This is a genomic window from Dongia sp. (assembly GCF_041905885.1).
Lineage (GTDB): Bacteria > Pseudomonadota > Alphaproteobacteria > Dongiales > Dongiaceae > Dongia.
In genome coordinates this window covers 130,742-153,491 of sequence record NZ_JAYRKD010000002.1, presented here as the reverse complement: position 1 = coordinate 153,491, position 22,750 = coordinate 130,742, and the positions used below count along the sequence as shown (strand labels likewise).

At 66.4% G+C, this 22,750-nt stretch carries 20 protein-coding genes; 15 read left to right on the top strand and 5 right to left on the bottom strand.

Annotated elements, in window-relative coordinates; genetic code table 11:
- From ACH2CY_RS02535 to ACH2CY_RS02525, 3 genes are all read right to left on the bottom strand, one after another.
- The gene (locus ACH2CY_RS02535; RefSeq protein WP_395015568.1) at positions 1 to 2,070 is read right to left on the bottom strand and encodes a thioredoxin domain-containing protein; all 2,070 of its coding nucleotides are present in this window, start codon (positions 2,068 to 2,070) and stop codon (positions 1 to 3) included.
- Between the two features lie 64 nt (positions 2,071 to 2,134).
- Positions 2,135 to 2,527: a type II toxin-antitoxin system VapC family toxin gene (locus ACH2CY_RS02530; RefSeq protein ID WP_395015566.1), complete on the bottom strand. Its 393-nt coding sequence runs from the start codon at positions 2,525 to 2,527 to the stop codon at positions 2,135 to 2,137.
- On the bottom strand, positions 2,527 to 2,784 hold the full coding sequence (locus ACH2CY_RS02525) for a type II toxin-antitoxin system VapB family antitoxin (RefSeq protein ID WP_395015564.1): 258 nt from the start codon (positions 2,782 to 2,784) through the stop codon (positions 2,527 to 2,529). The genes ACH2CY_RS02530 and ACH2CY_RS02525 overlap by 1 nt, the downstream gene beginning before the upstream one ends.
- A 118-nt stretch (positions 2,785 to 2,902) precedes the next feature.
- On the opposite strand from ACH2CY_RS02525, the gene ACH2CY_RS02520 reads away from it, so the two are divergent.
- Together ACH2CY_RS02520 and ACH2CY_RS02515 are read left to right on the top strand one after the other, a co-directional pair.
- A complete protein-coding gene (locus ACH2CY_RS02520) occupies positions 2,903 to 4,483 on the top strand; it encodes a trimethylamine methyltransferase family protein (RefSeq protein WP_395015562.1) in 1,581 nt (526 codons plus the stop codon).
- A 143-nt stretch (positions 4,484 to 4,626) separates the two neighbouring features.
- On the top strand, positions 4,627 to 5,283 hold the full coding sequence (locus tag ACH2CY_RS02515) for a VPLPA-CTERM sorting domain-containing protein (RefSeq protein ID WP_395015560.1): 657 nt from the start codon (positions 4,627 to 4,629) through the stop codon (positions 5,281 to 5,283).
- Between the two features lie 50 nt (positions 5,284 to 5,333).
- On the opposite strand, the gene ACH2CY_RS02510 is transcribed toward ACH2CY_RS02515, so the two are convergent.
- A complete protein-coding gene (locus tag ACH2CY_RS02510; RefSeq protein WP_395015559.1) occupies positions 5,334 to 5,594 on the bottom strand; it encodes a TfoX/Sxy family DNA transformation protein in 261 nt (86 codons plus the stop codon).
- A gap of 253 nt (positions 5,595 to 5,847) precedes the next feature.
- Between ACH2CY_RS02510 and ACH2CY_RS02505 the strand changes: the two genes are divergently transcribed.
- The 9 genes from ACH2CY_RS02505 (at position 5,848) to ACH2CY_RS02465 (ending at position 13,564) form a co-directional block, all read left to right on the top strand.
- Positions 5,848 to 6,465: a LysE family translocator gene (locus ACH2CY_RS02505; protein ID WP_395015556.1), complete on the top strand. Its 618-nt coding sequence runs from the start codon at positions 5,848 to 5,850 to the stop codon at positions 6,463 to 6,465.
- 90 nt (positions 6,466 to 6,555) lie between these two features.
- Complete coding sequence (locus tag ACH2CY_RS02500) at positions 6,556 to 6,804, top strand: DUF6489 family protein (RefSeq protein ID WP_395015555.1); 249 nt, start codon at positions 6,556 to 6,558, stop codon at positions 6,802 to 6,804.
- 19 nt (positions 6,805 to 6,823) lie between these two features.
- Entirely contained in the window at positions 6,824 to 7,189 is a 366-nt protein-coding gene (locus ACH2CY_RS02495) for a (2Fe-2S) ferredoxin domain-containing protein (protein ID WP_395015552.1), read from the top strand.
- A gap of 10 nt (positions 7,190 to 7,199) precedes the next feature.
- Complete coding sequence (gene mnmE, locus ACH2CY_RS02490) at positions 7,200 to 8,522, top strand: tRNA uridine-5-carboxymethylaminomethyl(34) synthesis GTPase MnmE (protein ID WP_395015550.1); 1,323 nt, start codon at positions 7,200 to 7,202, stop codon at positions 8,520 to 8,522.
- A 29-nt stretch (positions 8,523 to 8,551) separates the two neighbouring features.
- Complete coding sequence (gene mnmG, locus ACH2CY_RS02485; protein ID WP_395015548.1) at positions 8,552 to 10,408, top strand: tRNA uridine-5-carboxymethylaminomethyl(34) synthesis enzyme MnmG; 1,857 nt, start codon at positions 8,552 to 8,554, stop codon at positions 10,406 to 10,408.
- 12 nt (positions 10,409 to 10,420) lie between these two features.
- Positions 10,421 to 11,068: a 16S rRNA (guanine(527)-N(7))-methyltransferase RsmG gene (rsmG, locus tag ACH2CY_RS02480; protein WP_395015889.1), complete on the top strand. Its 648-nt coding sequence runs from the start codon at positions 10,421 to 10,423 to the stop codon at positions 11,066 to 11,068.
- The gene (locus ACH2CY_RS02475) at positions 11,065 to 11,922 is read left to right on the top strand and encodes a ParA family protein (RefSeq protein WP_395015546.1); all 858 of its coding nucleotides are present in this window, start codon (positions 11,065 to 11,067) and stop codon (positions 11,920 to 11,922) included. The genes rsmG and ACH2CY_RS02475 overlap by 4 nt, the downstream gene beginning before the upstream one ends.
- 4 nt (positions 11,923 to 11,926) lie before the next feature.
- Complete coding sequence (locus ACH2CY_RS02470; RefSeq protein WP_395015545.1) at positions 11,927 to 12,784, top strand: ParB/RepB/Spo0J family partition protein; 858 nt, start codon at positions 11,927 to 11,929, stop codon at positions 12,782 to 12,784.
- A gap of 183 nt (positions 12,785 to 12,967) precedes the next feature.
- Positions 12,968 to 13,564 carry a PAS domain-containing protein gene (locus ACH2CY_RS02465; RefSeq protein ID WP_395015544.1) on the top strand — a complete coding sequence of 199 codons (597 nt, stop codon included), beginning with the start codon at positions 12,968 to 12,970 and terminating at the stop codon, positions 13,562 to 13,564.
- Here the strand turns inward: ACH2CY_RS02465 and ACH2CY_RS02460 are convergent.
- A complete protein-coding gene (locus ACH2CY_RS02460; protein ID WP_395015542.1) occupies positions 13,466 to 14,104 on the bottom strand; it encodes a VPLPA-CTERM sorting domain-containing protein in 639 nt (212 codons plus the stop codon). The genes ACH2CY_RS02465 and ACH2CY_RS02460 overlap by 99 nt on opposite strands.
- Positions 14,105 to 14,404: 300 nt before the next feature.
- Between ACH2CY_RS02460 and ACH2CY_RS02455 the strand changes: the two genes are divergently transcribed.
- The 4 genes from ACH2CY_RS02455 (at position 14,405) to ACH2CY_RS02440 (ending at position 22,608) form a co-directional block, all read left to right on the top strand.
- Complete coding sequence (locus ACH2CY_RS02455; protein WP_395015540.1) at positions 14,405 to 17,740, top strand: EAL domain-containing protein; 3,336 nt, start codon at positions 14,405 to 14,407, stop codon at positions 17,738 to 17,740.
- A gap of 84 nt (positions 17,741 to 17,824) precedes the next feature.
- A complete protein-coding gene (locus tag ACH2CY_RS02450; protein ID WP_395015537.1) occupies positions 17,825 to 19,165 on the top strand; it encodes a diguanylate cyclase domain-containing protein in 1,341 nt (446 codons plus the stop codon).
- 113 nt (positions 19,166 to 19,278) lie between these two features.
- Positions 19,279 to 21,138 (top strand): VanW family protein, encoded by a 1,860-nt coding sequence (locus tag ACH2CY_RS02445; RefSeq protein ID WP_395015535.1) that lies wholly within the window; start codon positions 19,279 to 19,281, stop codon positions 21,136 to 21,138.
- A 105-nt stretch (positions 21,139 to 21,243) separates the two neighbouring features.
- Complete coding sequence (locus tag ACH2CY_RS02440) at positions 21,244 to 22,608, top strand: extracellular solute-binding protein (protein ID WP_395015532.1); 1,365 nt, start codon at positions 21,244 to 21,246, stop codon at positions 22,606 to 22,608.
- The last annotated feature ends 142 nt before the right edge of the window (positions 22,609 to 22,750 follow it).

Here is a 22,750-nt window from a genome sequence, read left to right as displayed (position 1 = left end):
TCACGCCGCGGCGAGCCGCGTCGACAGCGCGGCGTCGAGCGCCCGGGCTTCGCTGATCGGCAGGCCGCAGCTCCGGTTGCGGCAGAGATAGGCGGTCGCCTTGCCGTTCTGCTGGGTCTTGCCGGACGCGGGATGCGCGGCCGGCAAGGCGGCATCGGGCGGCACCACCTGCAGCAGGCGGTCGGGCAGCGAATGCCGCAGCACCGCCTCCACCATGGCGATGGTGTCCGGCGCGTCATGGGCGCCGATGATCACCACTTCCAGGACATTGGCCAGGAAGGCCGCGTTGTTGAGATAGGTCGAGAGCGGGAAGAAGTTGCGCTCGACCTCGCCGCTGAAGACCGCGACCAGGGCCCGCGCGCGTTCCTCGAACCGCGCTTCTCCGGTCAGCAGGAACAACCGCGCCAGCACCCCGACCATCACGCCGTTGCCGTTGGGCACGGCATTGTCGCTGGCGGATTTCGGCCGCACCACCATGTCCCGGGTGTCGTCGGCGGTCATGAAATAGCCGCCGCCGGCCGGGTCCCAGAAATGGGTGTCGAGCAGGGCGGCGAGCTCCCGGGCGGCGTCGAGATATTGCACTTTCGCCGTGGCCTCGTAGAGCGCCAAGGCGGCGCGGGCGAGATTGGCGTGATCGTCGAGCGTCGCCGGATGCGCCAGCTTGCCGTTGCGCCAGGCGTGATAGAGCCGCCCGTCCTTGAACATATGCCGGCGGATGAAGGCGAAGGCATCGCGCGCGAGGTCGATCCAATGCGGCTCTTCGAAGACCAGGCCCGCTTCGACCAGCGCCGCGATCATCAACCCGTTCCAGTCGGCCAGCACCTTGTCGTCCCAGCCGGGCCGCACCCGTTCGGCCCGGGCCGAGAGCAAGGTCTGTCTCGCGCGCAGCAGGCGGGCTTCGCCCGCCGCGTCCAGCAGGACCGGCTTCTGCGAGCGGTTGAGGATGGTGAGGCCTTCCCAGTTGCCGCCGGGCGTGACGTCATAGTGGGCGCAGAAGAAGTCGGCCTCGTCGCCGAGCGCCTGGTCGATCTGCTTGCGGCTCCAGACATAGAAGCGCCCCTCCTCGCCCTCGGAATCGGCGTCGAGGGAAGCGGCGAAGGCGCGGTTGGTCTTTTGGTCGGGGCCGGTCAGCATCTCGGCTTCGACCCAATCGATGGTCTCGCGCACCCGGGCCTCGTAAAGCGGGTCCTTGGTCTCCTGCCAGACCAGGGTGAGCAGCGCGATGAACTCGGCGTTGTCGTAGAGCATCTTCTCGAAATGCGGCACCAGCCAGTCGGCATCGGTCGAATAGCGGGCAAGCCCGCCGCCGAGATGATCGTAGATCCCGCCCTGCGACATCTGCGTCAGGGTCGCGGTCACCGCGTGGCGATATTCGTCGCGTCCCGAGCGCTTGTAGGCGCGCCAGAGCAAGGTGAAGATCGCCGGCTGCGGGAATTTCGGTGCCGAGCCGATCCCGCCCTTCTCCAGATCGACTTCCTGCAGCAGCCGCTCGGCGATGCGGTCGAGCATGGCGGTCTCGATCTCGCCGCCGCTCTTCGGCGTGGAGAGCTTCTGCATCGCCTCGCCGATCGCGGTGACGTTGGTCATCACCTTTTGCGGTTCCTTGTGGAAGATTTCCGAGACGAAGTTCAGCACATCGCCGAAGCCCGGTCGCCCGTAGCGCGCCTCCTTCGGAAAATAGGTGCCGCCCCAGAACGGCCGGCCGTCCGGCATCAGGAACATGGTGAGCGGCCACCCGCCCTGCTGGCCGAGCAGGGCCAGAGCCTGCTGGTAGATGGTGTCGAGATCCGGCCGCTCCTCGCGGTCGATCTTGATGTTGACGAAGAGCTTGTTCATCAGGGCGGCGATGCCCTCGTCCTCGAAGCTCTCATGCGCCATGACATGGCACCAATGACAGGCCGCGTAGCCGACCGAGAGCAGAATCGGCTTGTTGTCGCGCTTCGCCTCGCTGAGCGCATCCTCGCCCCAGATCCGCCAGTTCACCGGGTTGAACCGGTGCTGCAGCAGATAGGGCGAGGTGGAGAGGCCGAGCTGGTTCTCGGGATTCGGCTTGGGCGCAGGAGCGGTCATCGTGAATCCTTCATGAGCTTTGGAGGATCAAACGCCGAGCGGCCAGTTGGTTCAACCCGGTTTCCTAGGCGATACGCACGTCGGTCAGGCCGAAATCGGTGCCTTTGAAGAGCAAGGGCTCGTCGAGGCTTTTGGCAAGTGCGTAAGACATGCAGTCGCCGAAATTCAGCCCTGCCGGATGCAGGCCCTTTCCGTAGCGCCGATAGGCTTCGCGCGCCATCTGCGCGTGATCTTCCGAGAAGGCGACGACTTGTATGTGCATAGCGTCGAGGAATTTGTCCAATCGGTCATGATATTGATTGGAGCGTGCGGCGCTTTGGTCCAGGACGATCCCGGCCTCGAGTAGGGTTCCAGCAGAGACCAGTCTGGACGGCGCGTTCTCAATGAGATTGAGCAATCGTCGGAAGTCGGGCTCTTCGAAGAAGATGGCGACGATGGCTGAAGCGTCGATGACCATCAGACGGGGAGGCCGCGTTCATCGTAGCCGATGATTTCATCGGCGCTTCGATGGTCACCGACTCTGTTGGCGCGAAAGTCCTCTATGATTTTCATCACGTCCGCCAGGCGCTGATCTCGGGTTCGATTATCCCCGCGAACAAGGCGCAAGCGCACTTCGAGCGCGCCGATCACGGCATCGGTGAGGCTCTCGCCCGTTTCGGCCGCCAATTCGCGCGCCAGCCGGTCGGCCTTTGCATCCTTGATGCTCAGTGCCATCTTTCTACCTTTCTAGAAATCATTCTATAAATATAGAAAGCCGCCTGCGACACCGCAAGGCTTCCTCCGGTTAGGCATCCGACCTAAAATGAATGTTCATTCAGCCGCGGAGCCAGGGATGACCGACATCGTCAGCATTTCCGAGCCTTCATCGGCCCGCGGCCGTGGTGGCAGCGCGGCGCGGCGGGCGTTGCGGAAGTCCGGGCCGAAGGGTGGCGCGGTTCGCCCCGGCATGCCCGGCGGCACCTATCGCCCGCTTTCCGAGCATGACATGCGGCGGATCCACGACACCGCGCTCGAGGTCCTGGAGAAGCTCGGCGTCGGCGAGCCGATCCAGGAGATCCTCGACGTCGCTTTGCCGCGCGGCTGCTGGCTGAACGACAAGGGCCGGCTCTGCTTCCCGCGCGCGCTGGTCGAGGACATGCTCGCCATCGCCTGCCGCCGCTATACCGCTTATGGGGTCAGCCCGGAGCATGATCTCGAGCTCGGCGGCGATCGCGTGAACTTCGCCACCGCCGGCGAGGCCATCAAGGTGCTCGACTTCAACAGCGGCGAATACCGGCCCTCGACCCTGCTCGACCTCTACGACTTCGCGCGGCTGGCGGATCGGCTGGAGCATGTGCATTGCTTCGGCCAGACCATCGTTGCGACCGACATGCCGGACCGGATCACCTCGGATTTCAACGTCGCCTATGCCTGTCTCGCCGGCACGCAGAAGTCCTTCGGCGTCTCGATCGAGAATGTCGAGCACCATGCCAAGCTGATCGCCTTCTTCGACGCTTTCCTCGGCGGCGAAGGCAAGTTCGTCGAGCGCCCCTTCTGCGTCATCGGCGGCTGCCCGATCGTCTCGCCTCTTCGCTTCGGTAAGGAAAATGCCGAGGTGATGGTGGCGAATGCGCGGCTCGGCCTCTGCATCGATCCGGCGATCGCCGCGCAAGCCGGCGCCACCGCGCCCGCGGCGCTGGCGGGGACCTTGGTTCAGACCGTCGCCGAAACGCTGGTGACCTTGATTGTCGGGAATCTCATTACGCCGGGTCTGCCAGTCTCCTTCGGCATCTGGCCTTTCGTCTCCGACTTGCGCACCGGCTCCTTCACCGGCGGCGGCGGCGAGGAAGCGCTGCTGACCGCGGCCGCGGTGCAGATGTGCCGCTTCTACGACATCCCGAGTTCGGTCGGCGCCGGCATGACCGACGCAAAGGCGATCGATTCACAGGCCGGCTATGAGAAGGGTGTTACCGTCACCCTCGCCGCGGTCGCCGGCGGCAATTACATCAGCGAATGCTGCGGCATGATGGCGAGCCTGATCGGCTGCTCGGTCGAGGCCATGGTGATCGACAACGACATGCTCGGCAACATCCAGCGCGTGCTGAAAGGCATCGACGTCACCGACGAGAGCTTGAGCTTCGACGAGATCGCCCGCGCGATCGCCGGTCCCGGCCACTACCTCGGCTCGCCCAAGACCTTGGAGCTGATGGAGACCGAATATCTCTACCCGCATATCGCCGACCGCGATTCCATGAATGGCTGGCAGGGCCGCGGCTCGCCGGACATCCGGCAAGCCGCGCGGGTCCGGGCCCAGGAGATCCTGTCGTCGCATTACCCCGCCTATATCGATCCCGCGACCGACGCGAAGCTGCGCGAGCGGTTTCCGATCCTGTTGCGGCGCGAGGACATGCGGGCCGGTAACGGACGGTGGTGACCGGCTCGCCCGAATAGAGGTTAACGCCGCGCCTTCACCCCCATTTGGGGGAGGCGGCACCGCAAGACATCGGCCAACCTCACCGCACAGGCAGGCAACCAAAAGCGGTGAGGCAAATGAAGCGGACAGCGTTGGGGCTGCTCATGGCAGCCGGCGTCGTGGGGGCTTTCGGTCTGGAAGCCCAAGCGACCACCTTGGATTTCGGCAACACCGCGGGATCGGCCGCGAATTGCATCGAGAACAGCACGCAGCCCTGCTACGGCTCGCGCGTCAACAACACCACGGATCCGAACGGCTTCGGCACCTATGGTGTCGGCAACGGCTTCACGCCGAACGTCGTCGCGGATTATACGGGCACCAACCAGCGCCTGGTCACGGTCAGCGCGGCCAATGGCGGCGGCGCGGTCTTCGCCACCAGCTTCCACGGCAGCCAGCACATCTTCACCCTGACCGCGGATGCCGGATTCAACGTCCAGCTGAATGAAGTCACGGTCAAGAACTCGGATATCCCGGGCATCGACCAGACCGAGAATTTCGAGGTTTGGGCCGACGGCACCCATCTCAACAGCCTCGACTTCACCTATAACGGCCAGGCCCCGTTGAGCTTCACCTTCGCAAGCCTGATCGCGCAATCGATCTCGATCATTTCCGACAGCGCCTTCGCCGGCCTCTCGGCGGCCAATTTTGATCAGGTCGCTGCGACCCCGATCCCGGCCGCGCTGCCGCTCTTCGCATCGGGCCTGGGCGCCCTCGGCTTCGCCCGCTGGCGGAGGAACAAGCGGGCCGCCAAGACGGCCTGAGACCACGGGACAGACTTCGGACTGCAAGCTCCGCCCCTTCGGGCGGAGCTTCATTTTTGGGCTGCGCGCTGCAGTGCCGCTTTCCGGGCCGGCGTGATCGCGCGCCAGTGCTGGCCGGTCAGCACGGCTTCCAAGCCATAGAGCGCGTTCAAGGTGACATCCTTGCCGAAGCGGAACTTCAGGCGCTGATAGGCTTTGGCCGCGCCGAGCTTGCGCAGGGCGGCGAGGTCGGCGACGCCGACGGCGACCAGCCTTCGCTCGGTGACCGGGCCGATGCCGGGGAACAGGGACGAGGTTTTGCTGCGGGCCATGCTGCGCAGCATAACGCATGCTCGGTTGCTTTTCCGCAGGCCCAGGCGTAAAAGCCCGTCCCATGACCAGAGCGCTTCACAGCCGGCTCCAACGCCAACGTCGCCATCGCGCGGCGGCGTTTGTGCTGGCTGGAGTCTGAGGATCGCCCCGATCGGTTGATCCTACCCTGGTCGAGACCGAGCCCCGCCCACCCGGCGGGGTTTTGCATTTCCGGGCTCCCGCCGCAATTCCATCCCTGCCAAGGAGAGTCCCATGATTGATCTCAGTCTCTATCTCGCTTTCATCGCCGCGGTCACCGTCCTGATGCTGATCCCCGGCCCCAATGTGGCGCTGATCGTCGCCAACAGCGTGGCGCATGGCGCGCGTTACGGGCTGCTGACGGTGGCCGGCACCAGTTCTGCCATGCTGCTGCAGCTTGTTTTGGTTGCCGTCGGCATGACCCCGCTGCTCGGCGCGCTCGGTTCCTGGTTCGAGCTGTTGCGCTGGGTCGGCGTCGCCTATCTGGTCTTCCTCGGGATCTCGCAGTGGCGGGCGCCGGCGGTCGATCTCACCAGGACCAGGCCGGAGCGCAAATTGCCGGGCCGCATGGTTCTGCGGGCGCTGCTGGTCTCGATGACCAATCCGAAGACCCTGTTGTTCTATGGTGCCTTCTTTCCGCAGTTCGTGGCAGCGGACCGGGCGCTGGTGCCGCAGGTCGCGTTGCTCTCCGTGACCTTCGTGGCCTTGGCGATCCTGGTGGACGGGAGCTGGGCCTTGGCCGCTGGGAAGGCGCGGCATCTGCTGGCGAGCCGCGGTCGCTTGCGCAACCGGATTTCCGGGGGGATGCTGATGGGGGCGGGAGCGGTCCTGGCGGCGGCGCGGCACAAATAGGACGCGGGGAGTCCTGGTTCGTTTCGCTGCTCCTCAGGTCGTCAAGACCGTACCACCATAGTGTGAGCAAGTCAAGCCCGGGAGATTCTGATGAAGATTCATGTGGATATCGACTGCACGCCGGAGGAAGCCCGGGCCTTCTTCGGCCTCCCCGACGTGCAGCCGGTCCAGGCCGCGGTTATGAAGGAGCTGGAGAAACGGCTGATGTCCGGGATGCAGGCCATGGATCCCGAGACCCTGATGAAGACCTGGGTGCCGGCCGGCATGGCGAACATGGAACAGTTGCAGCGCATGTTCTGGCAGCAATTCGGCGGTTCGGATAAGAAGTCCGGCCAATAGCCGACCAGAGGTACATGCGATGGCCGATCCCGCGCCCTATTACAGCGCCCATGTCTTTTGTTGCGTGAACGAGCGCCCCGAAGGCCATCCGCGCGGCTGCTGCAAGCGCAAGGGCGCCGAGAAGCTGCGCAACTATATGAAGGCCCGGGCCAAGGAGCTGGGCCTCAAGGACGTCCGGATCAATCAGGCCGGCTGCCTCGACCGCTGCGAGCTCGGGCCGACCATGGTGATCTACCCGGAAGGCGTCTGGTACAGCTACAACTCGATCGAGGATGCCGAGGAGATCCTGCAGCGCCACCTGCTCAAGGGCGAACGGGTCGAACGGCTGATGCTGCAGCCGGAAGACAAGCTGCCCGAGGACCGCATCGCGAAGTCGGCGCAATGAGGTGGGGGCAATGAGCACGACCATCTTCGCGCTGGCCACGCCGGCGGGAAGATCGGGCGTCGCCATCATCCGCATCTCCGGCCCCGCGGCTGGTGATGTTCTGCGCGCGATCACGCAGCGCGATCTGCCGCCGCCTCGCGTTGCCGCGCGCCGGAAATTTTTCGGCCCGTCCGAGATCTTGCTCGATGACGGATTGGCCCTCTGGTTCCCCGGTCCCGCCAGCTTCACCGGCGAGGATATGGTGGAGCTGCACATCCATGGCGGGCCGGCGATCATCGCCGCGGTGGCGGAAAGCCTTGCGGCACAAGGGCTGCAGCATGCCGAGCCCGGCGCCTTCACGCGCCGCGCCTTCGACAACGGCAAGCTCGACCTGACCGAAGTCGAGGGCCTCGCCGATCTCATCGCGGCGGAGACCGAGGCGCAGCGTCGCCAGGCCTTGCGGCAGATGGAAGGCGCCTTCGGCCGGCAGGTGGAAGCCTGGCGCGGTGGCCTGCTCGGCGCCTTGGCCCGGATCGAAGCGGCGATCGACTTTCCGGAAGAGGATTTGCCGGCGGGTTTGGTCGAAGGCGTCGATGAGGCGATGCGCGCGATCGGCGTCGAGATCGCGGCGGCGCTGGACGACGATCATCGCGGCGAGCGATTGCGCGAAGGGTTGAGCGTGGTCATTCTCGGCGCGCCCAATGCCGGCAAGTCGAGCCTGATGAACGCGCTGGCGCGGCGCGATGTCGCGATCGTCTCCGATGAAGCGGGCACGACGCGCGATGTGATCGAGCTCCATCTCGATCTCGGCGGCTATCCGGTCTTGCTGGCCGATACCGCGGGGCTGCGGGAGAGCGGCAATAAGATCGAGACCGAGGGCGTGCGCCGCGCGCTCGAGCGTGCGTCGCACGCGGACCTGAAGATCATCGTCATCGACGGCGCGGTCTGGCCGGTCATGCCCGATGCGACCCGGGCGCAGATTGACGCTCAGTCCATTCTGGTATTGAACAAGGCCGATTTGCTGCCGGGGCCGTTGCAGGCGCTGGCGGGTCATCAGTTGATCGCCGTCTCGGCGCTGAACGGGTCGGGTCTGTCGGAACTGCTCGCGGCTCTGAAGGAGCGGGCGGCCGGGTTGCTGGCCTCCGGCGACCAGCCGGTGCTGACCCGGCTGCGGCATCGGGAGTCGTTGGAGGATTGCCGCCAGACCTTGGCCCGGGGCTTGGCCATCGGGCCGGTCGAGCTGAAGGCGGAGGAGCTCCGGCTGGCGACCCGGGCGCTCGGGCGGATCACCGGGCGGGTTGACGTCGAGGATGTCCTGGACGTCATCTTCCGCGAGTTCTGCATCGGCAAGTAGTTGAAATAATACGATATTATGTGTTTCACGTGAAACAATTCGATGTCATCGTGGTCGGCGGCGGGCATGCCGGGACGGAAGCGGCGGCGGCAGCGGCCCGCATGGGCGCCCGCACCCTGCTGGTCACCCATGACCCCGCCAAGATCGGCGAGATGTCCTGCAATCCGGCGATCGGCGGGTTGGCGAAGGGGCATCTGGTCCGCGAGATCGATGCCCTGGATGGGATCATGGCCCGGGCGATCGACCGGGGCGGCATCCAGTTCCGGATGCTCAACCGCTCCAAGGGTCCCGCCGTCCGCGGCCCCCGGGCCCAGGCCGACCGCAAGCTCTACCGCCAGGCCGTCCAGGCGTTGATTGCCGAACAGGACGGTCTCACCGTCCTGGCCGCCGCGGTCGAAGACCTGGAAGTCACCCATGGCCGGGTCTCCGCGGTGTTGACCCAGGATGGACGACGGATCCCCGGTGGCGCCGTGGTGCTGACCACCGGGACCTTCCTGAACGGCCTGATTCATTGCGGCAAGGATCGGATTCCGGCCGGCCGGGTCGGTGAAGCCCCCGCCTTGAAGCTTTCCGAGACCTTGGCCCGCTTCGGTTTTGGCCTCGGCCGTTTGAAGACCGGGACGCCGCCGCGGCTGGACGGCCGGACCATCGACTGGGCTGCCCTGGAGATGCAGCCGGGCGATGCGCCGCCGGCGCCGATGTCCTTTCTGACCCGGGAGATCACCACCCCGCAGATCGCCTGCGGCATCACCTATACCGGCGCCGCCGGCCATGCGCTGATCCGGGCCAATCTGCATCATTCGCCCATGTATTCCGGCCAGATCGAAAGCCGCGGGCCACGCTACTGTCCCTCGATCGAGGACAAGGTGGTCCGTTTCGCCGAGAAGGACCGGCATCAGATCTTCCTCGAGCCGGAAGGCCTGGACGATCCGACCGTCTATCCCAACGGCATTTCGACCTCGCTGCCGCGGGAGGTCCAGGATGCGCTTCTCCGGACCATCCCGGGCCTGGAAAAGGCCGTAATGCTGCGGCCTGGCTACGCCATCGAATATGATTTCGTCGATCCCCGGGAACTCCGCCCGACCCTGGAAACCCGCCGTGTGCCCGGTCTTTTCCTGGCCGGCCAGATCAACGGCACGACCGGCTATGAAGAGGCCGGCGCGCAGGGCCTCCTGGCCGGGATCAACGCAGCTCTGGTGGTTTCCGGCGGCGATCGGACCTTCACCCTGGACCGGGCCGAGGCCTATGCCGGGGTGATGGTCGATGACCTGGTGACCCGCGGGGCCGATGAGCCTTACCGGATGTTCACCAGCCGGGCCGAATACCGGCTTTCGCTCCGGGCGGACAACGCCGACCAGCGGCTGACCGGTCGCGGGATCGAGATCGGCTGCGTCGGGCCGGAGCGCCGGACGGCCTTTGCCGCCAAGGTCGCGGCGCTGGAGGCCGGCCGGGCTCAGATGACCGGGCTCAGCGCCACCCCGACTGAGCTGAAGAAGCTGGGTCTCGCCATCAACCAGGACGGCGTCCGGCGGAATGCCCTGGAATTGCTGGCCTATCCGGACATCGGCTGGGAGCGGCTGACCGCGATCTGGCCGGACTTGAACGGCTTGGCCCCGGAAATCGCCGAGCAGATGGAGATCGACGGCCGCTACGCCGGGTATCTGAAGCGCCAGGAAGCCGATGTGATGGCCTTTCGCCGGGACGAGGACCTCTCGCTGGCTCCGGACCTGGATTATGACCGGATCGCCGCCCTATCGACCGAGGTTCGGCAGAAGCTGAAGACCGTCCGTCCGGTCACGCTCGGGGCCGCCGGGCGGATCCCGGGGGTGACCCCGGCCGCCCTGGTCGCCCTGCTTCGCCACGTCAAACGCCGACCCGCGGCATAAGCCATGGCGAATATGGGTCCGGAGCAATTCCAGGGGGAATTGCAGCGGCTGGGCGTCAATGTTTCACGTGAAACAATCGGCGCCCTGGAGACTTATGCGGGCCTGCTCCGCAAATGGCAGAAGGCCATCAATCTGGTCTCCGGCGCCACCCTGGATGACGTCTGGAACCGGCATTTCCTGGATTCCGCGCAGCTCCTGCCGCTGCTGCCCTCGGATGACCAGGGTGGCGCCGGCCATATCACCGATCTCGGCTCCGGCGCCGGCTTTCCCGGCCTGGTCCTGGCTCTGCTGACCGGCCGGGCCGTCAATCTGGTCGAATCCGACCAGCGCAAGGCGGCATTCCTCGGTGAAGTGGCGCGCGCGACCGGCTGTGCCGGCCGGGTGCAGATCCACGCGGCCCGGGTCGAGGCGCTGAGGCCATGGGAGGCACCGGTCATCACCGCCCGGGCGCTGGCCGATTTGACCCAGTTGCTCGCTTGGGCGTCACCCTTCCTGTCAACCGCATCGGTCTGCATTTTTCCCAAGGGTGCCAAGGCGGAAGATGAATTGACCGCCGCCCTGAGAGTCTGGAAAATGACGGTTGAGCGCGTTCGGAGCGTCACCGATCCCACCGGGCTCATCCTCCGATTGTCGCATCTCGAGAGACGGGGCCAGACGTGAGCGACCAGCCCGGAAATATTGGAGCGACGGAGCTTAGGGCTCCCGGCGCACCCCGGATTATCGCCATCGCCAACCAGAAGGGCGGCGTCGGCAAGACGACGACCGCGGTAAATCTCGCCACGGCTCTGTCGGCCTGCGGCCGCCGCACGCTGATCATCGACCTCGACCCCCAGGGCAATGCCTCGACCGGCCTCGCCATCGACAGCGTGCAGCGCCGCCTCGGCGCCTATCAGGTCCTGGTCGGCGGCGCGAGTCTGGCCGCGGCTACGCAACCGACAGTTGTGCCAAACATGTCGATCATCCCGACCACGCCGGACCTGGCCGGCGCCGAGATCGAGCTGATCGATCTCGACCGCCGCGAGTATCGGCTGCGCGATGCCTTGGCTCGGGCCGCGAGCCATGGGCCGCTGCCCTACGACTTCATCATCATCGACTGCCCGCCTTCGCTCTCGCTGCTGACCTTGAACGCCATGGTCGCGGCCGATTGCGTCCTGGTGCCGCTGCAATGCGAGTTCTATGCGCTGGAAGGCCTGTCGCAGCTGATGCGCACCATCGACCGCGTGAAGCGCGCTCTCAATCCGGTGCTGGAGATCCAGGGCGTCGTGCTCACCATGTACGACAAGCGCTCGAGCTTGAACGAGCAGGTCGCCTCGGATGTCCGCGCGCATTTCGGCGCCAAGGTCTATGAGACCGAGATCCCGCGCAACGTCCGCATCGCCGAGGCGCCGAGCCACGGCAAGCCGGCTTTGCTCTACGACATCCGCTGTGCCGGCAGCCAGGCCTATGTGCGGCTCGCCGGCGAGCTGCTGAAACGCGAGCACGGCCTCTCCGGCCGTTCGCTCAGCGCGGCCTGACGCGATGACCAAGAAACCGCATCTCGGCCGCGGCCTCTCGGCGCTGCTGGGCGGCGAAGAGACGCCCGCCGATCTTGGGCCCCAGCGCAGCATGGCGACCGACCTCCTGCATCCGGGTCGCTATCAGCCGCGCGGGAGATTCTCGCCGGACGAGCTCAAGGCCTTGGCGCAGTCGGTCAAAGAGAACGGCATCCTGCAGCCGATCCTGGTCCGCCCGCACGAGAAGCTCGGCGGGCATTTCGAGATCGTCGCCGGCGAGCGCCGCTGGCGCGCGGCGCAGCTGGCGCAGCTCCATGAAGTGCCGATCATCGTCCGCAGTCTCGACGACCGCAGCACGCTCGAGATCGCGCTCATCGAGAACGTCCAGCGCGAGGACCTGACGCCGCTCGAAGAGGCCGAAGGCTACGCGCGGCTGATGGCGGAGTTCGAATACACCCAGGAGACCCTGGCCGAGCGCATCGGCAAGAGCCGCTCGGCGATCGCCAACCTGCTGCGGCTGCGCGCCCTGCCGGAAGCGGTGCGCAACCTGATCTCGGAAGGCAAGCTCACCGTCGGCCACGCCCGGGCGCTGATCACCGCCGCCGACCCGATCGCGCTCGCCAACGAGATCGTGGCCAAGGACCTCAACGTCCGCCAGGCCGAAGCCCTGGCCAAGAAGCAGAAGCCGGATGCCGCCAAGAAGAAGGGCTCGGCCGGCGCGGGCGCGGAGAAGGACGCCGACACCCGCGCGCTCGAACGCGATCTCTCGCTGAAGCTCGGCCTCAAGGTCGAGGTGCAGTTCGACGGCAAAGGCGGCCGCCTGGTCCTGCACTACAGTTCCCTCGACCAGCTCGACGGCGTGATCGAGAAGCTGAACGGCTGATTTCCCATCTGCTTCTCCACGGAAAAAGATGCCCGGATCAAGTCCGGGCATGACGCGCTGGGTGCCGCGCGGAAACTTGTCTCATCGGTCAAAGTTTGGGAACACCGTCTCGTCGCAATCGGCGTGAAACGCTGATAGCTTAAGGCGCGGTCTCACAACGATTTTCAGATTACCCCGTCCAGAATGTACGCGCTCGAACGGCCGCCACATCAAAGCTCCGCCGCTCTCGACGATGTAAGATCCCCGCGCATCCGCGCGCTGTACGACTATTGGAAATCGAAGTGCAACGATGTCGTGCCACCGCCGCGCAGCGCGATCGAGCCGGCGGAGATCCGCCCGCTCCTGCCCTATCTGCTGCTGACCGAGCTCACCGCCGCGCCGTTCCGGATTTCCTACCGGCTGGTCGGCACCGCGGTGGTGCGCTGGCATGGCGAGGACTTCACCGGACGCGATCATGGCGCGGTGCCGTCGCTGGCGGAATCCGGGATCGAAGAATCATATCGCCAGTCGGTGGCCACCCGGGCGCCGGTCTTCGGCCGCACCGCGCTCTATGCCGGCGACCAGTCCTGGATCGGATTCGACTATGCGGTCTTTCCGCTGAGTGACAACGGCAAGACCGTCAACAAGTGTCTGGCGATCGAGTGTATCGGCCCATCCGAGGCAACCGCTTCGGACGCAGCCTCAGTCGGCGACGACTCTTCCGAGCGCCCGCCTGCGGCACCAGCCGACAGCGCCGAATCCCGCCAGCCCGGTCAGCATGAGCGGCAGGGCCGCCGGTAGCGGCACCGCGCTCACCTGATACTCGACGAAGTAGCCGATGCTGCTGCTGCCACCGCCGCTGCTGCCGCCGCTGAGCCCGCCCGCGGCATCGCCCCATTGCCCGACCAGAATGCCGGCGATGGTCGCCCCGATGTTCATGTAGACGTTGCTCGGCCCGTCATCGGGCTCGGCGCCGCCGAAATTGCTGAAGGTGAAGAGCTGTCCGGCTTCCGGACCGACCGCCCAGCGAGCCGTCCCCAGGCTATCGACCGCCCCGCCCAGCCATACGGCCTGCGGAAAGGCTGGGGTCGGCGCGAGACCGAGAAGAAAGTCGTTCTCGGCCGAGGATGTTACGGTCGCGAGATGTCCGTTGACCCCCATGAAGGTCGAAGCGCTCGCCGCGGTGCTGGCGTCATCCCAGGAGACGGCTTCATGGGTGACGTATTCGTAGTAGCTGTTGCCGAACTGGACCGGCGCGGCATCCGCGCTGCCGATGGGGAGGGTCGCGGCGGCTGCCAAAAAGCCAGCCGCCAGCATCGCGCGTGACGCCGTGCACCGCATGTCGTTCTCCTGCTGATGCGCGCTGGAGGCCCCATCGCGCTTGCATCGGCCCAACGCAACGAAGGACGCCGAGTTGCACGCGGGAAACCACGAATGCGCTGCCGGGCCGCCATATCGGATAGACCCCGACTTCGGGCGCGCCGCACCCCGGGCGTCAGCGCGAAGCTGGTAGAATTCATTCTTCGGAATACACCAGTAACGAGTGCTTAACCTAAGACTGTTAGCCTATGTCTGGGATCGCGGTCGGTGGCCGTCGCAGTGCGCCACCTCGCGAGGCATCGGGCCTGCCAGGGATCGGGAATGCGCCTCAGCAATCGGAACAGCTTCATTCTCGGGGTGACCGCCGGCTATGTCATTCTGGCCAGCCTCTGGATTCTGCTGTCCGACCATCTCCTGGCGTTGCTGGTGGGCGATGCGTATGCGGCATCGCCCGTGGCGAGCCTGAAAGGCCTTGCTTTCGTGGCCGCTTCGGGCGTCGCCCTGGTCCTGCTCCTTCGCCATGTCACGCGCGGCGCCCGCCCGGCCGAACCGGCGAGCGCGGTGCCGACCAAGCTGCGGCGGGAGTCGCTGGTCATCTTCCTGGCCGCCATCGCTCTGACCCTTTCCGTGATCGGCACCCTGGCCTACCGCAGCGGCGCCGAGGCGCTGAAGCAGGACCAGCGCGACGCGCTTCGCACCGTGTCCGACCTCAAGGTGAGCGCGATCAAGCGCTGGCTCCAGGAGCGGCGCACCAATGTCCTTGCCTTCGCCCATGACACCGCGGCCGGCACCGTCCTGAACAGCTGGCTCATCGCCGGCGCCCCGGCGGACAGCGACACCCTGGTCGGCGCCCTCTCCAGCCTGCGTAGCACCTACGGCTTCACCTCCGCGCAGATTCTTCGCGCCGACGGCACGGTGCTGCTGAGCGATGGCCAGCCCACCTTGGACGGCGCCCGGCTGCGCCAGGCCATCGATGCCGCCTTCGCCAGCGGCAGCGTCGCAACCGTCGATCTCTATCGTCCCCACGGCGTCGATGGCATTCGCCTTGGCTTCGTCGCGCAGATAACGACGCCGCGCCGCGCCACCGTGCTCGGGCCGATACTCGCGGTCGTGGAGCTCACCCCGGAAGAATCCCTGTTCCCGCTCCTGGAATCCTGGCCGACCGCCGAATCCGGCGGCGAGGCGCTGCTGGTGCGCCGCGAGGGCAGCGACCTCGTTTATCTCAACGATCTCAAGGACCGGCCCAACAGCGCCCTGCAGATGCGCTTTCCGCTCGATGATCCTGCTTTGCCGACTGCCAAGCTTCTGCTGACCCAAGTCGACGCGGTCGAAGGCACCGACTATCGCGGCGTCGAAGTGCTGGCCGCGGCTTTGCCGGTGCCGGGCACGGCGTGGTTTGTCTTCACCAAGGTGGATGCGGCCGATGCCTTGCGGTCGGTCGATCGCCTCGCCGCCTTCACCGCCGGAATGACCATTGCCGCGGTCCTGTTCGCGGTGGCGATCGGCGGTCTGGTCTGGCAGCGGCAAAGGCTGCAGGCCGCGATGATCGAGGTGCAACAGCGCCAGGAGACGGCGGCGGCGCAGCTTCGCTTCGAGGCGACGTTCGATCAGGCCGAGACCGCGCTGGCGCATTTCGGGCTGGACGGCCGCCTGCTGCGCTTCAACGAGCGCTTTTGCATCTGCCTCGGCCTTGGCCGCGGCGCATTATCGGACGCCTACCTGGCGGAGATCACCGAACCCAGATACCGCGAGGAAGATTCCGCCGCGCTGGCCCGCCTCCTGGATGGCGAAATCCAAAGCCATCATGTCGAGCGCCGGATTCACCGCCCCGACGGCAGCGCCTTCTGGGTCGACCTCACGCTGTCGCTGGTCCGGGCCCGGACCGGCGCGCCGCAATTCATCGTCCTGGCGATGAACGACATCAGCGAGCGGCGGCGCGCCGAGGAGCGCCAGCGCCAGGCCGCCGCCGTCTTCAGCCACACGCAGGAAGGCGTGGTGGTGACCGACGCCGCCGGAACCATCCTGAACGTCAATCCCGCCGTCTGCGCAATCACCGGTTACGACGAGGCCGAGCTCCGCGGCAGCAACATGCGCCTGATGCAGTCGGGCCGCCATGACGCCGCGTTCTACAAGGACCTCTGGCACAAGGTTTCGACCGCCGGCTTCTGGCAGGGCGAGATCTGGAACCGGCGCAAGGGCGGCGAGGTCTATCCGGAACTGCTGACCATCAGCACGGTGCGGAACGACGCCGGCGAGGTCATCAATTATGTCGGCACCTTCTCCGATATCACCAACATCAAACGCTCGCAGGACGAGCTGCACAAGCTTGCCCATCACGATCCGCTGACCGGCCTGCCGAACCGGCTGCTGCTGCTCTCGCGGCTCGAGCATGCGCTGGAACGCTCGCGGCGCCACGGAGAGACCGGTGCGGTCCTGTTCCTGGACCTCGACCGGTTCAAAAACGTGAACGACAGCCTGGGTCATCCGGCCGGCGACGAGCTCTTGATCCATGTGGCGCAACGCCTGCGGGCGCGGTTGCGCGACTCGGACACGCTGGCACGGCTGGGCGGCGACGAGTTCGTGGTGGTGCTGGAGGGCATCGACAGTCCGGAACACGCGGCCGCGGTCGCGCAGAACCTGATCGAGCGGCTGGCGGAATCCTTCGAGCTCGACGGCGGCCATGTCGTCTATATCGGCACCAGCATCGGCATCAGCCTGTTCCCGTCCGATGCCGCCGTCGCCAGCAAGCTCATCCAGCAGGCCGATACGGCGCTCTATGAAGCCAAGGAGCACGGCAAGGGAACCTACCGCTTCTACCGCGCCGCATTGACCGAAGCCGCCAACGCACGGCTCGCCCTGGAGGCCAGGCTGCGCCGCGGCCTCGAGCGCGAAGAGATGGTGGTCTACTACCAGCCGCTGATCGCGGTCGACGACCGCCGGCTGATCGGCGTCGAGGCGCTGCTGCGCTGGCGGGATCCCGAGGCCGGCCTCATTCCGCCCGATCGCTTCATCCCGCTCGCCGAGGAGACCGGGCTGATCGTGCCGCTGGGCGACTGGGTGCTGCGCGCCGCATGCCGACAGTGCAAGGCCTGGCGCGACCGCGGCGTTGCGATCGAAGTCATCGCCGTCAACCTATCGCCGCGGCAGTTCCAGCTGCCCGACATCGCCGAGCGGGTCGGCGCGGTGCTGCAGGAAACCGGCCTGCCCCCGCAGTGCCTGGAGGTCGAGATCACCGAAGGCGCCTTGATGGAGCGGCCCGAAGCGACCCTGGAGAAGCTGTCGGCGCTGAAGGCGCTCGGCATCCGGCTTGCGATCGACGACTTCGGCACCGGCTATTCCTCGTTGGCCTACCTGAAGCAATTCCCGATCGACAAGCTGAAGGTCGACAAGAGCTTCGTCACCGACATTCCGAACGATCCCGCGGACATCGCGATCACCACCGCGATCATCGGCCTGGCCAAGCACCTCAACCTGGAAGTGCTCGCAGAAGGTGTCGAGACGGCGGAACAGTTCGCCTTTCTCGATCAGAAGGGCTGCGACACGGTGCAGGGCTTCCTGTTCTCGCGTCCGTTGCCGGCGGACGACCTGTTCCAGACCCTGGGCCGGAACGGAGCCGTCCACTTCGACAAGCCGAAGCACCAGGCGGGCGCCGCCTGACGGTTTGAGTCATCATCCGACTTCGGTTGCATGATTCGCCGCAAAGCCGTAACCAAGGAACCTGTCCCTCGGGGTGGGAACAGGATGAGCGAGCATAAGCCGATCGACATGGCTCCAGACGCGGTACGACCGAAAGGCGGCGTCCGGGATTACCTGGCCAAGATCGCCGCGACCCTGCCGGGTACGGTCTATGCCTTCCGCCTGGCGCCGGACGGCACGCTCTCCATCCCCTATGCCGCGCCCAGCCTCACCGAGCTTTGTGGTTTCGCGCCGGCGACGGTCGAGGCCGATGCCGCGCCGCTGCTCGCCGCCATGCCCGAGGATGACCGGGCGCGCCTGCTCGCATCGATGCATGCTTCCGCCGAGCGGCTGACGATGTGGGAGCAGCATTTCCGGCTGCAGCATCCGACCAAGGGGTTGATCTGGATCGCGGCCTGCGCGACTCCGGAGCGCGCGAGCGACGGCGGCACGGTCTGGCACGGCTTCGCCCGCGACGTCACCGGCAGCCGGCGCGACGACGAGGCGCGACGGCTTGCCGCAGCGGTCTTCAACAACACCCAGGAAGGCGTGGTGATCACCGACCCGGACGGCCGGATCCTCGCGGCCAATCCCTCGGTCAGCGCCATCACCGGCTATGACCGCGACGAACTGCTGGGCAACACCATGCGGCTGCTGCGGTCGGGCCGCCACGACCAGGCCTTCTATGACTCGATGTGGGAGGCGGTGCGGACCGTCGGCTACTGGCAGGGCGAGATCTGGAATCGGCGCAAGAACGGCGAGATCTATCCCGAGCTGCTGACCATCAGCACGGTGCGCGACGAGCAGGGCGAGATCGCGAACTACGTCGGCAGCTTCTCCGACATCACGTTGTGGAAGCGCTCGCAACAGCGGCTGGAGCACCTGGCGCATCACGACGCGCTGACCGGCCTGCCGAACCGGCTGATGCTGCTGACCAGGCTGGAGCACGCGTTGAGCCGCGCCCGCCGCGACAAGGGGCTGGGCGCGGTGTTGTTCCTCGATCTCGATCGCTTCAAGCAGGTCAACGATACGCTCGGCCATCCGGCCGGCGATGCGCTGCTGATCGCCGTCGCCAACCGCCTCCGCGAGCGGCTGCGCGATGCCGACACGCTGGCCCGGCTCGGCGGCGATGAATTCGTGATCGTGCTCGAGCAGCTCAGCGATCGCGATCGCGCCGCGGCGCTCGCCAAGGAGTTGATCGCGCGCCTCTCCGAACCCTTCGAGCTGCCCGGCGGGCATATCGCGCGGATCGGCGCCAGCGTCGGCATCAGCCTGTTTCCGGCCGACGGCATCCTGCCCGACGAGCTGATCCGGCATGCCGACGCCGCGCTCTATATATCCAAGCAAAGCGGGCGCGGGACCTATAGATTCTACAGGGATGCCGCCCCTGTGATGAAGTCGACGTGACGCAGGACACAGACCCCCCGCGAACCGCGTGACGCCCGGGCGCGACAAGGCCATGGTCTCCACGGAACCGCGCCCCGTTGGGCGCGCCCGTCCCCATATGCCCAAAAGGGATCATGAACTCGATCACGCGACCGGAACAGCTGCGGCCCGATGAGAACTGGCGTCAACCGACCCGTATTTCAGGGCTGATCTTTGCAGCGAAAGCCGCCGGCCTGCGGGCGCAGCGGCGCCTGACCGATATTCTCCACCCCGTGCCCAAGCTCGGCCGGGAGCAGTGTGAAATCCTGCCGGTCCTGCTGGCCGAGTCGGTGACGCCGCTCTGGTCCGACCCGCGACAGAGCGAAGCCGGTTTGCAGTTCGGCAAGGTCGAGAACCTGCGCCGTGCCGCGCGGCATTTCGACGGGGTGGTGATCCCGGCCGGCGAGATCTTCAGCTTCTGGAAGCAGCTCGGCAAGCCGAGCCGCGCCCGCGGCTTCGTCGCCGGGCGGATCCTGAAGGAAGGCTGCATGGTCGCTTCGACCGGCGGCGGTCTTTGCCAGATCTCCAACGCGCTGTTCGAGGTCGCGCTGAAAGCCGGCTGCCCGATCCTCGAACGCCATGCCCATTCCCGTGCGGTGCCCGGTTCGGCCGCACAGCTCGGCCGCGATGCGACGGTGGCCTGGAACTATGTCGATCTCCGCTTCCGCGCGCCGCAGGCGCTGCAGCTCAAGGTCGGTCTGAGCGCAGCCCGGCTCACGGTTCAGCTTTACGGCCGCGCGCAGCGGGCCTCGATCCTGACGCCGGTGCTCGATGTCGATGTCGATCTCGACCGTCGGCCGCTCACCCCGGCCAATGACTGTGGATCCTGTGGCCAGACCGGCTGCCACCGCCACGAAGACCCGCTGAAGAAACTGGGAGCCCCCCGCGTGCTCGGTCGTACCGCCTTCCTGCTCGACGAAGCCTGGCCGGAGTTCCGCGCCTATGTGGAGCAGCGGCGCGCCCCGGGCGATCGCATCGGGGTTCCGCTGGATGGCCAGCGCTGGAACAAGCCGCGCTACGCCTGGTCCACCGAAGGCTTCGACCGGCCGGTCACCGCGACCCTCACCAGCCTGATCCATTCCCTGCGCGGGCGCCGCCACGCCGCCAATGGCCGGCGTGTCGCCGCGCAGCTCCAACGCTGCGAAGCCGTGGCGAAGCGGCTGGCAAGAACCCTGACGCCGGATGTGACCGAAGTCTGCGTCGCGCAGTCGCTGCTGCCCTTCCTCTGGAAGATGGGCGTGCTCGGCGGGCGCCGCGTCACCGTGCTGATGACCCGGATGCCGATGGAGAAGCTGCAGTCGCGACTCGACCGCGCCGCCAAGGCTCATCCCGACCGCGCGACGCTCGCCGATTTCCGCGCGCCGGCCGACGTGGTCGCGGCGGAGAAGGCTGCGCTCGAAGCGGCCGACCGCATCGTGACGCCACATGCCCTGGTCGCCAGCCAGTTTCCCGGCAAGGCCGAGCTCCTGGACTGGCATATGCCGAGTGCGTTGCGCACGCCGCGCACGCCGAAGCGCCGCTCGATCGTCTTCCCGGGCCCGAGCATCGCGCGCAAGGGCGCCTACGAAGTGCGCGCGCTGGCACTGAAGCTCGATCTAGAAGTGGTGCTGCTGGGCAGCGACTTGGAAGGCGAAGGCTTCTGGTCGGGGCTGCCGGTGCGCCATGCCACCCGCACCGATCTCAACTGGTTGCGCGAAGCCGGCCTGGTGGTGCAGCCGAGCCTGGTCGAAGAGCAGCCGCGCAGCCTGCTCGCGGCGCTCGCCGCCGGCGTTCCGGTGATCGCGACGCCGGCTTGCGGCATCCTGCCGAAGCTGGGCATCACGCTCATCCCGGAAAACGATCCTGAGGCGCTGGTCGAGGCGATCCTCGCCCATACCGACGTGCCGCCGCGCTATACTTCCGGTCACACCACGCTTTCCCAACAGGGTCACCTCAGCGCAGCCGAAGCTTCATAGAAGCTTCACCGCAGCTTTCACGCTTCATCATCGCGGCCGTGTGAAGACGGTCGGGTCGATCGGCCGGACTCGCGCGCCGATCCAAACCAAAATGATGGGTGTGGCATGAAAGCTTCCTGGCCGCTTGGCCTTACCATGGGCGCTACCGGCGCCGTCGCGCTGCTGGCGCTCTCCGCTTCCACTGCGATCGCCGGCGGCAAGACCAAGATTGATTTCTGGTACGGCAATTCCGGCGATATCTCGAAGCGCGTCCAGGAAGTCTGCCAGCACTTCAACGACTCGCAGAAGGACTACGAGATCGTCTGCACCAGCCAGGGCACCTATGCCGGCGCGGTGCAGAACACGATCGCGGCCTATCGCGCGGGCCAGCAGCCGACCATCGTCCAGGTGTTCGACGTCGGTACCCTCGACCTCATGCTCTCCGATGCCTATGTCCCGGCCTCCAAGCTGATGGCCGACGAAGGCTACAAGGTCGATTGGAGCAACTATCTCCCCGGCATCCGCGGCTATTACGCAACGTCGCAGGGCGAGATGTATTCCTTCCCCTTCAATTCCTCGACCGCTTTGCTCTACTGGAACAAGGATGCGTTCCAGAAGATCGGCAAGACCGAGGCGCCGAAGACCTGGGAAGAAGCCGCCGAGGACATGAAGGCCTTGAAGGCCGCCGGCTACGAATGCCCGTTCGGCTTCAACATCAGCGCCGACGAGAGCTGGCAGCTGCTGGAGCAGTTCTCCGCCGTCAACGACCAGCCGCTGGCGACCAAGGACAACGGCTATGGCGGCCTCGACGCCGAGCTGGTGTTCAACAAGACCAAGTTCGTGAACTACGTGACCGACTTGAAGTCCTGGTACGACCAGGGCCTCGCGGTGATCAAGAGCAAGGAAAGCGGCGAGGAGATGGTGCCGGCCTTCGCCTCCGGCCATTGCCAGATGATCCTGACCTCGGTCGGCGACCACGGCAGCATCGGCCGGACCGCTGCGCCCGACATGCATTGGAGCGTCGCCATGCTCCCCACCTATGCCGGCGTCGAGCGCAAGAGCTCGCTGGTCGGCGGCGCCTCGCTCTGGGTGCTGCAGGGCAAGACCAAAGAGGAATACAAGGCGGCGGCCGCCTTCCTCAATTTCATCGCGCAGCCGGAGCAGGCGCTGTTCTGGTCGACCGTCACCGGCTACATCCCCGTGACCAAGACCGGCTACGACTTCATGGTCGAGAAGGGCTTCTATCAGGATCCGAAATATCAGGGCCGCGAGATCGCAATCGCCAGTCTCACCGCGTCCGACAAGCTGTCGCAGACCCACGGCACCCGCCTCGGCGGCTTCCTGCAGATCCGCAACGAGGTCGCCAACGGCTGGCAGGCGATCTTCTCGAACAAGGTTCCGGTGCAGCAAGGCATCGACCAGATGGTCGAGCGCGGCAACAGCATCCTGCGCCGCTTTGAAGCGACCTATAAGGGCAAGCAGCTGCCGTAAGCGGCGTGCTGATCCTGCAACGTCTCTCACCCCCACCCCGGCCCGCCCCCGATTCGGGGGAGGGGGAAGAAAAGAGACTCGTGCCGCAGCGCTCCCGGCCCCGAATCGGGGGCGGGTCGGGGTGGGGGTGCGAATCACCCGC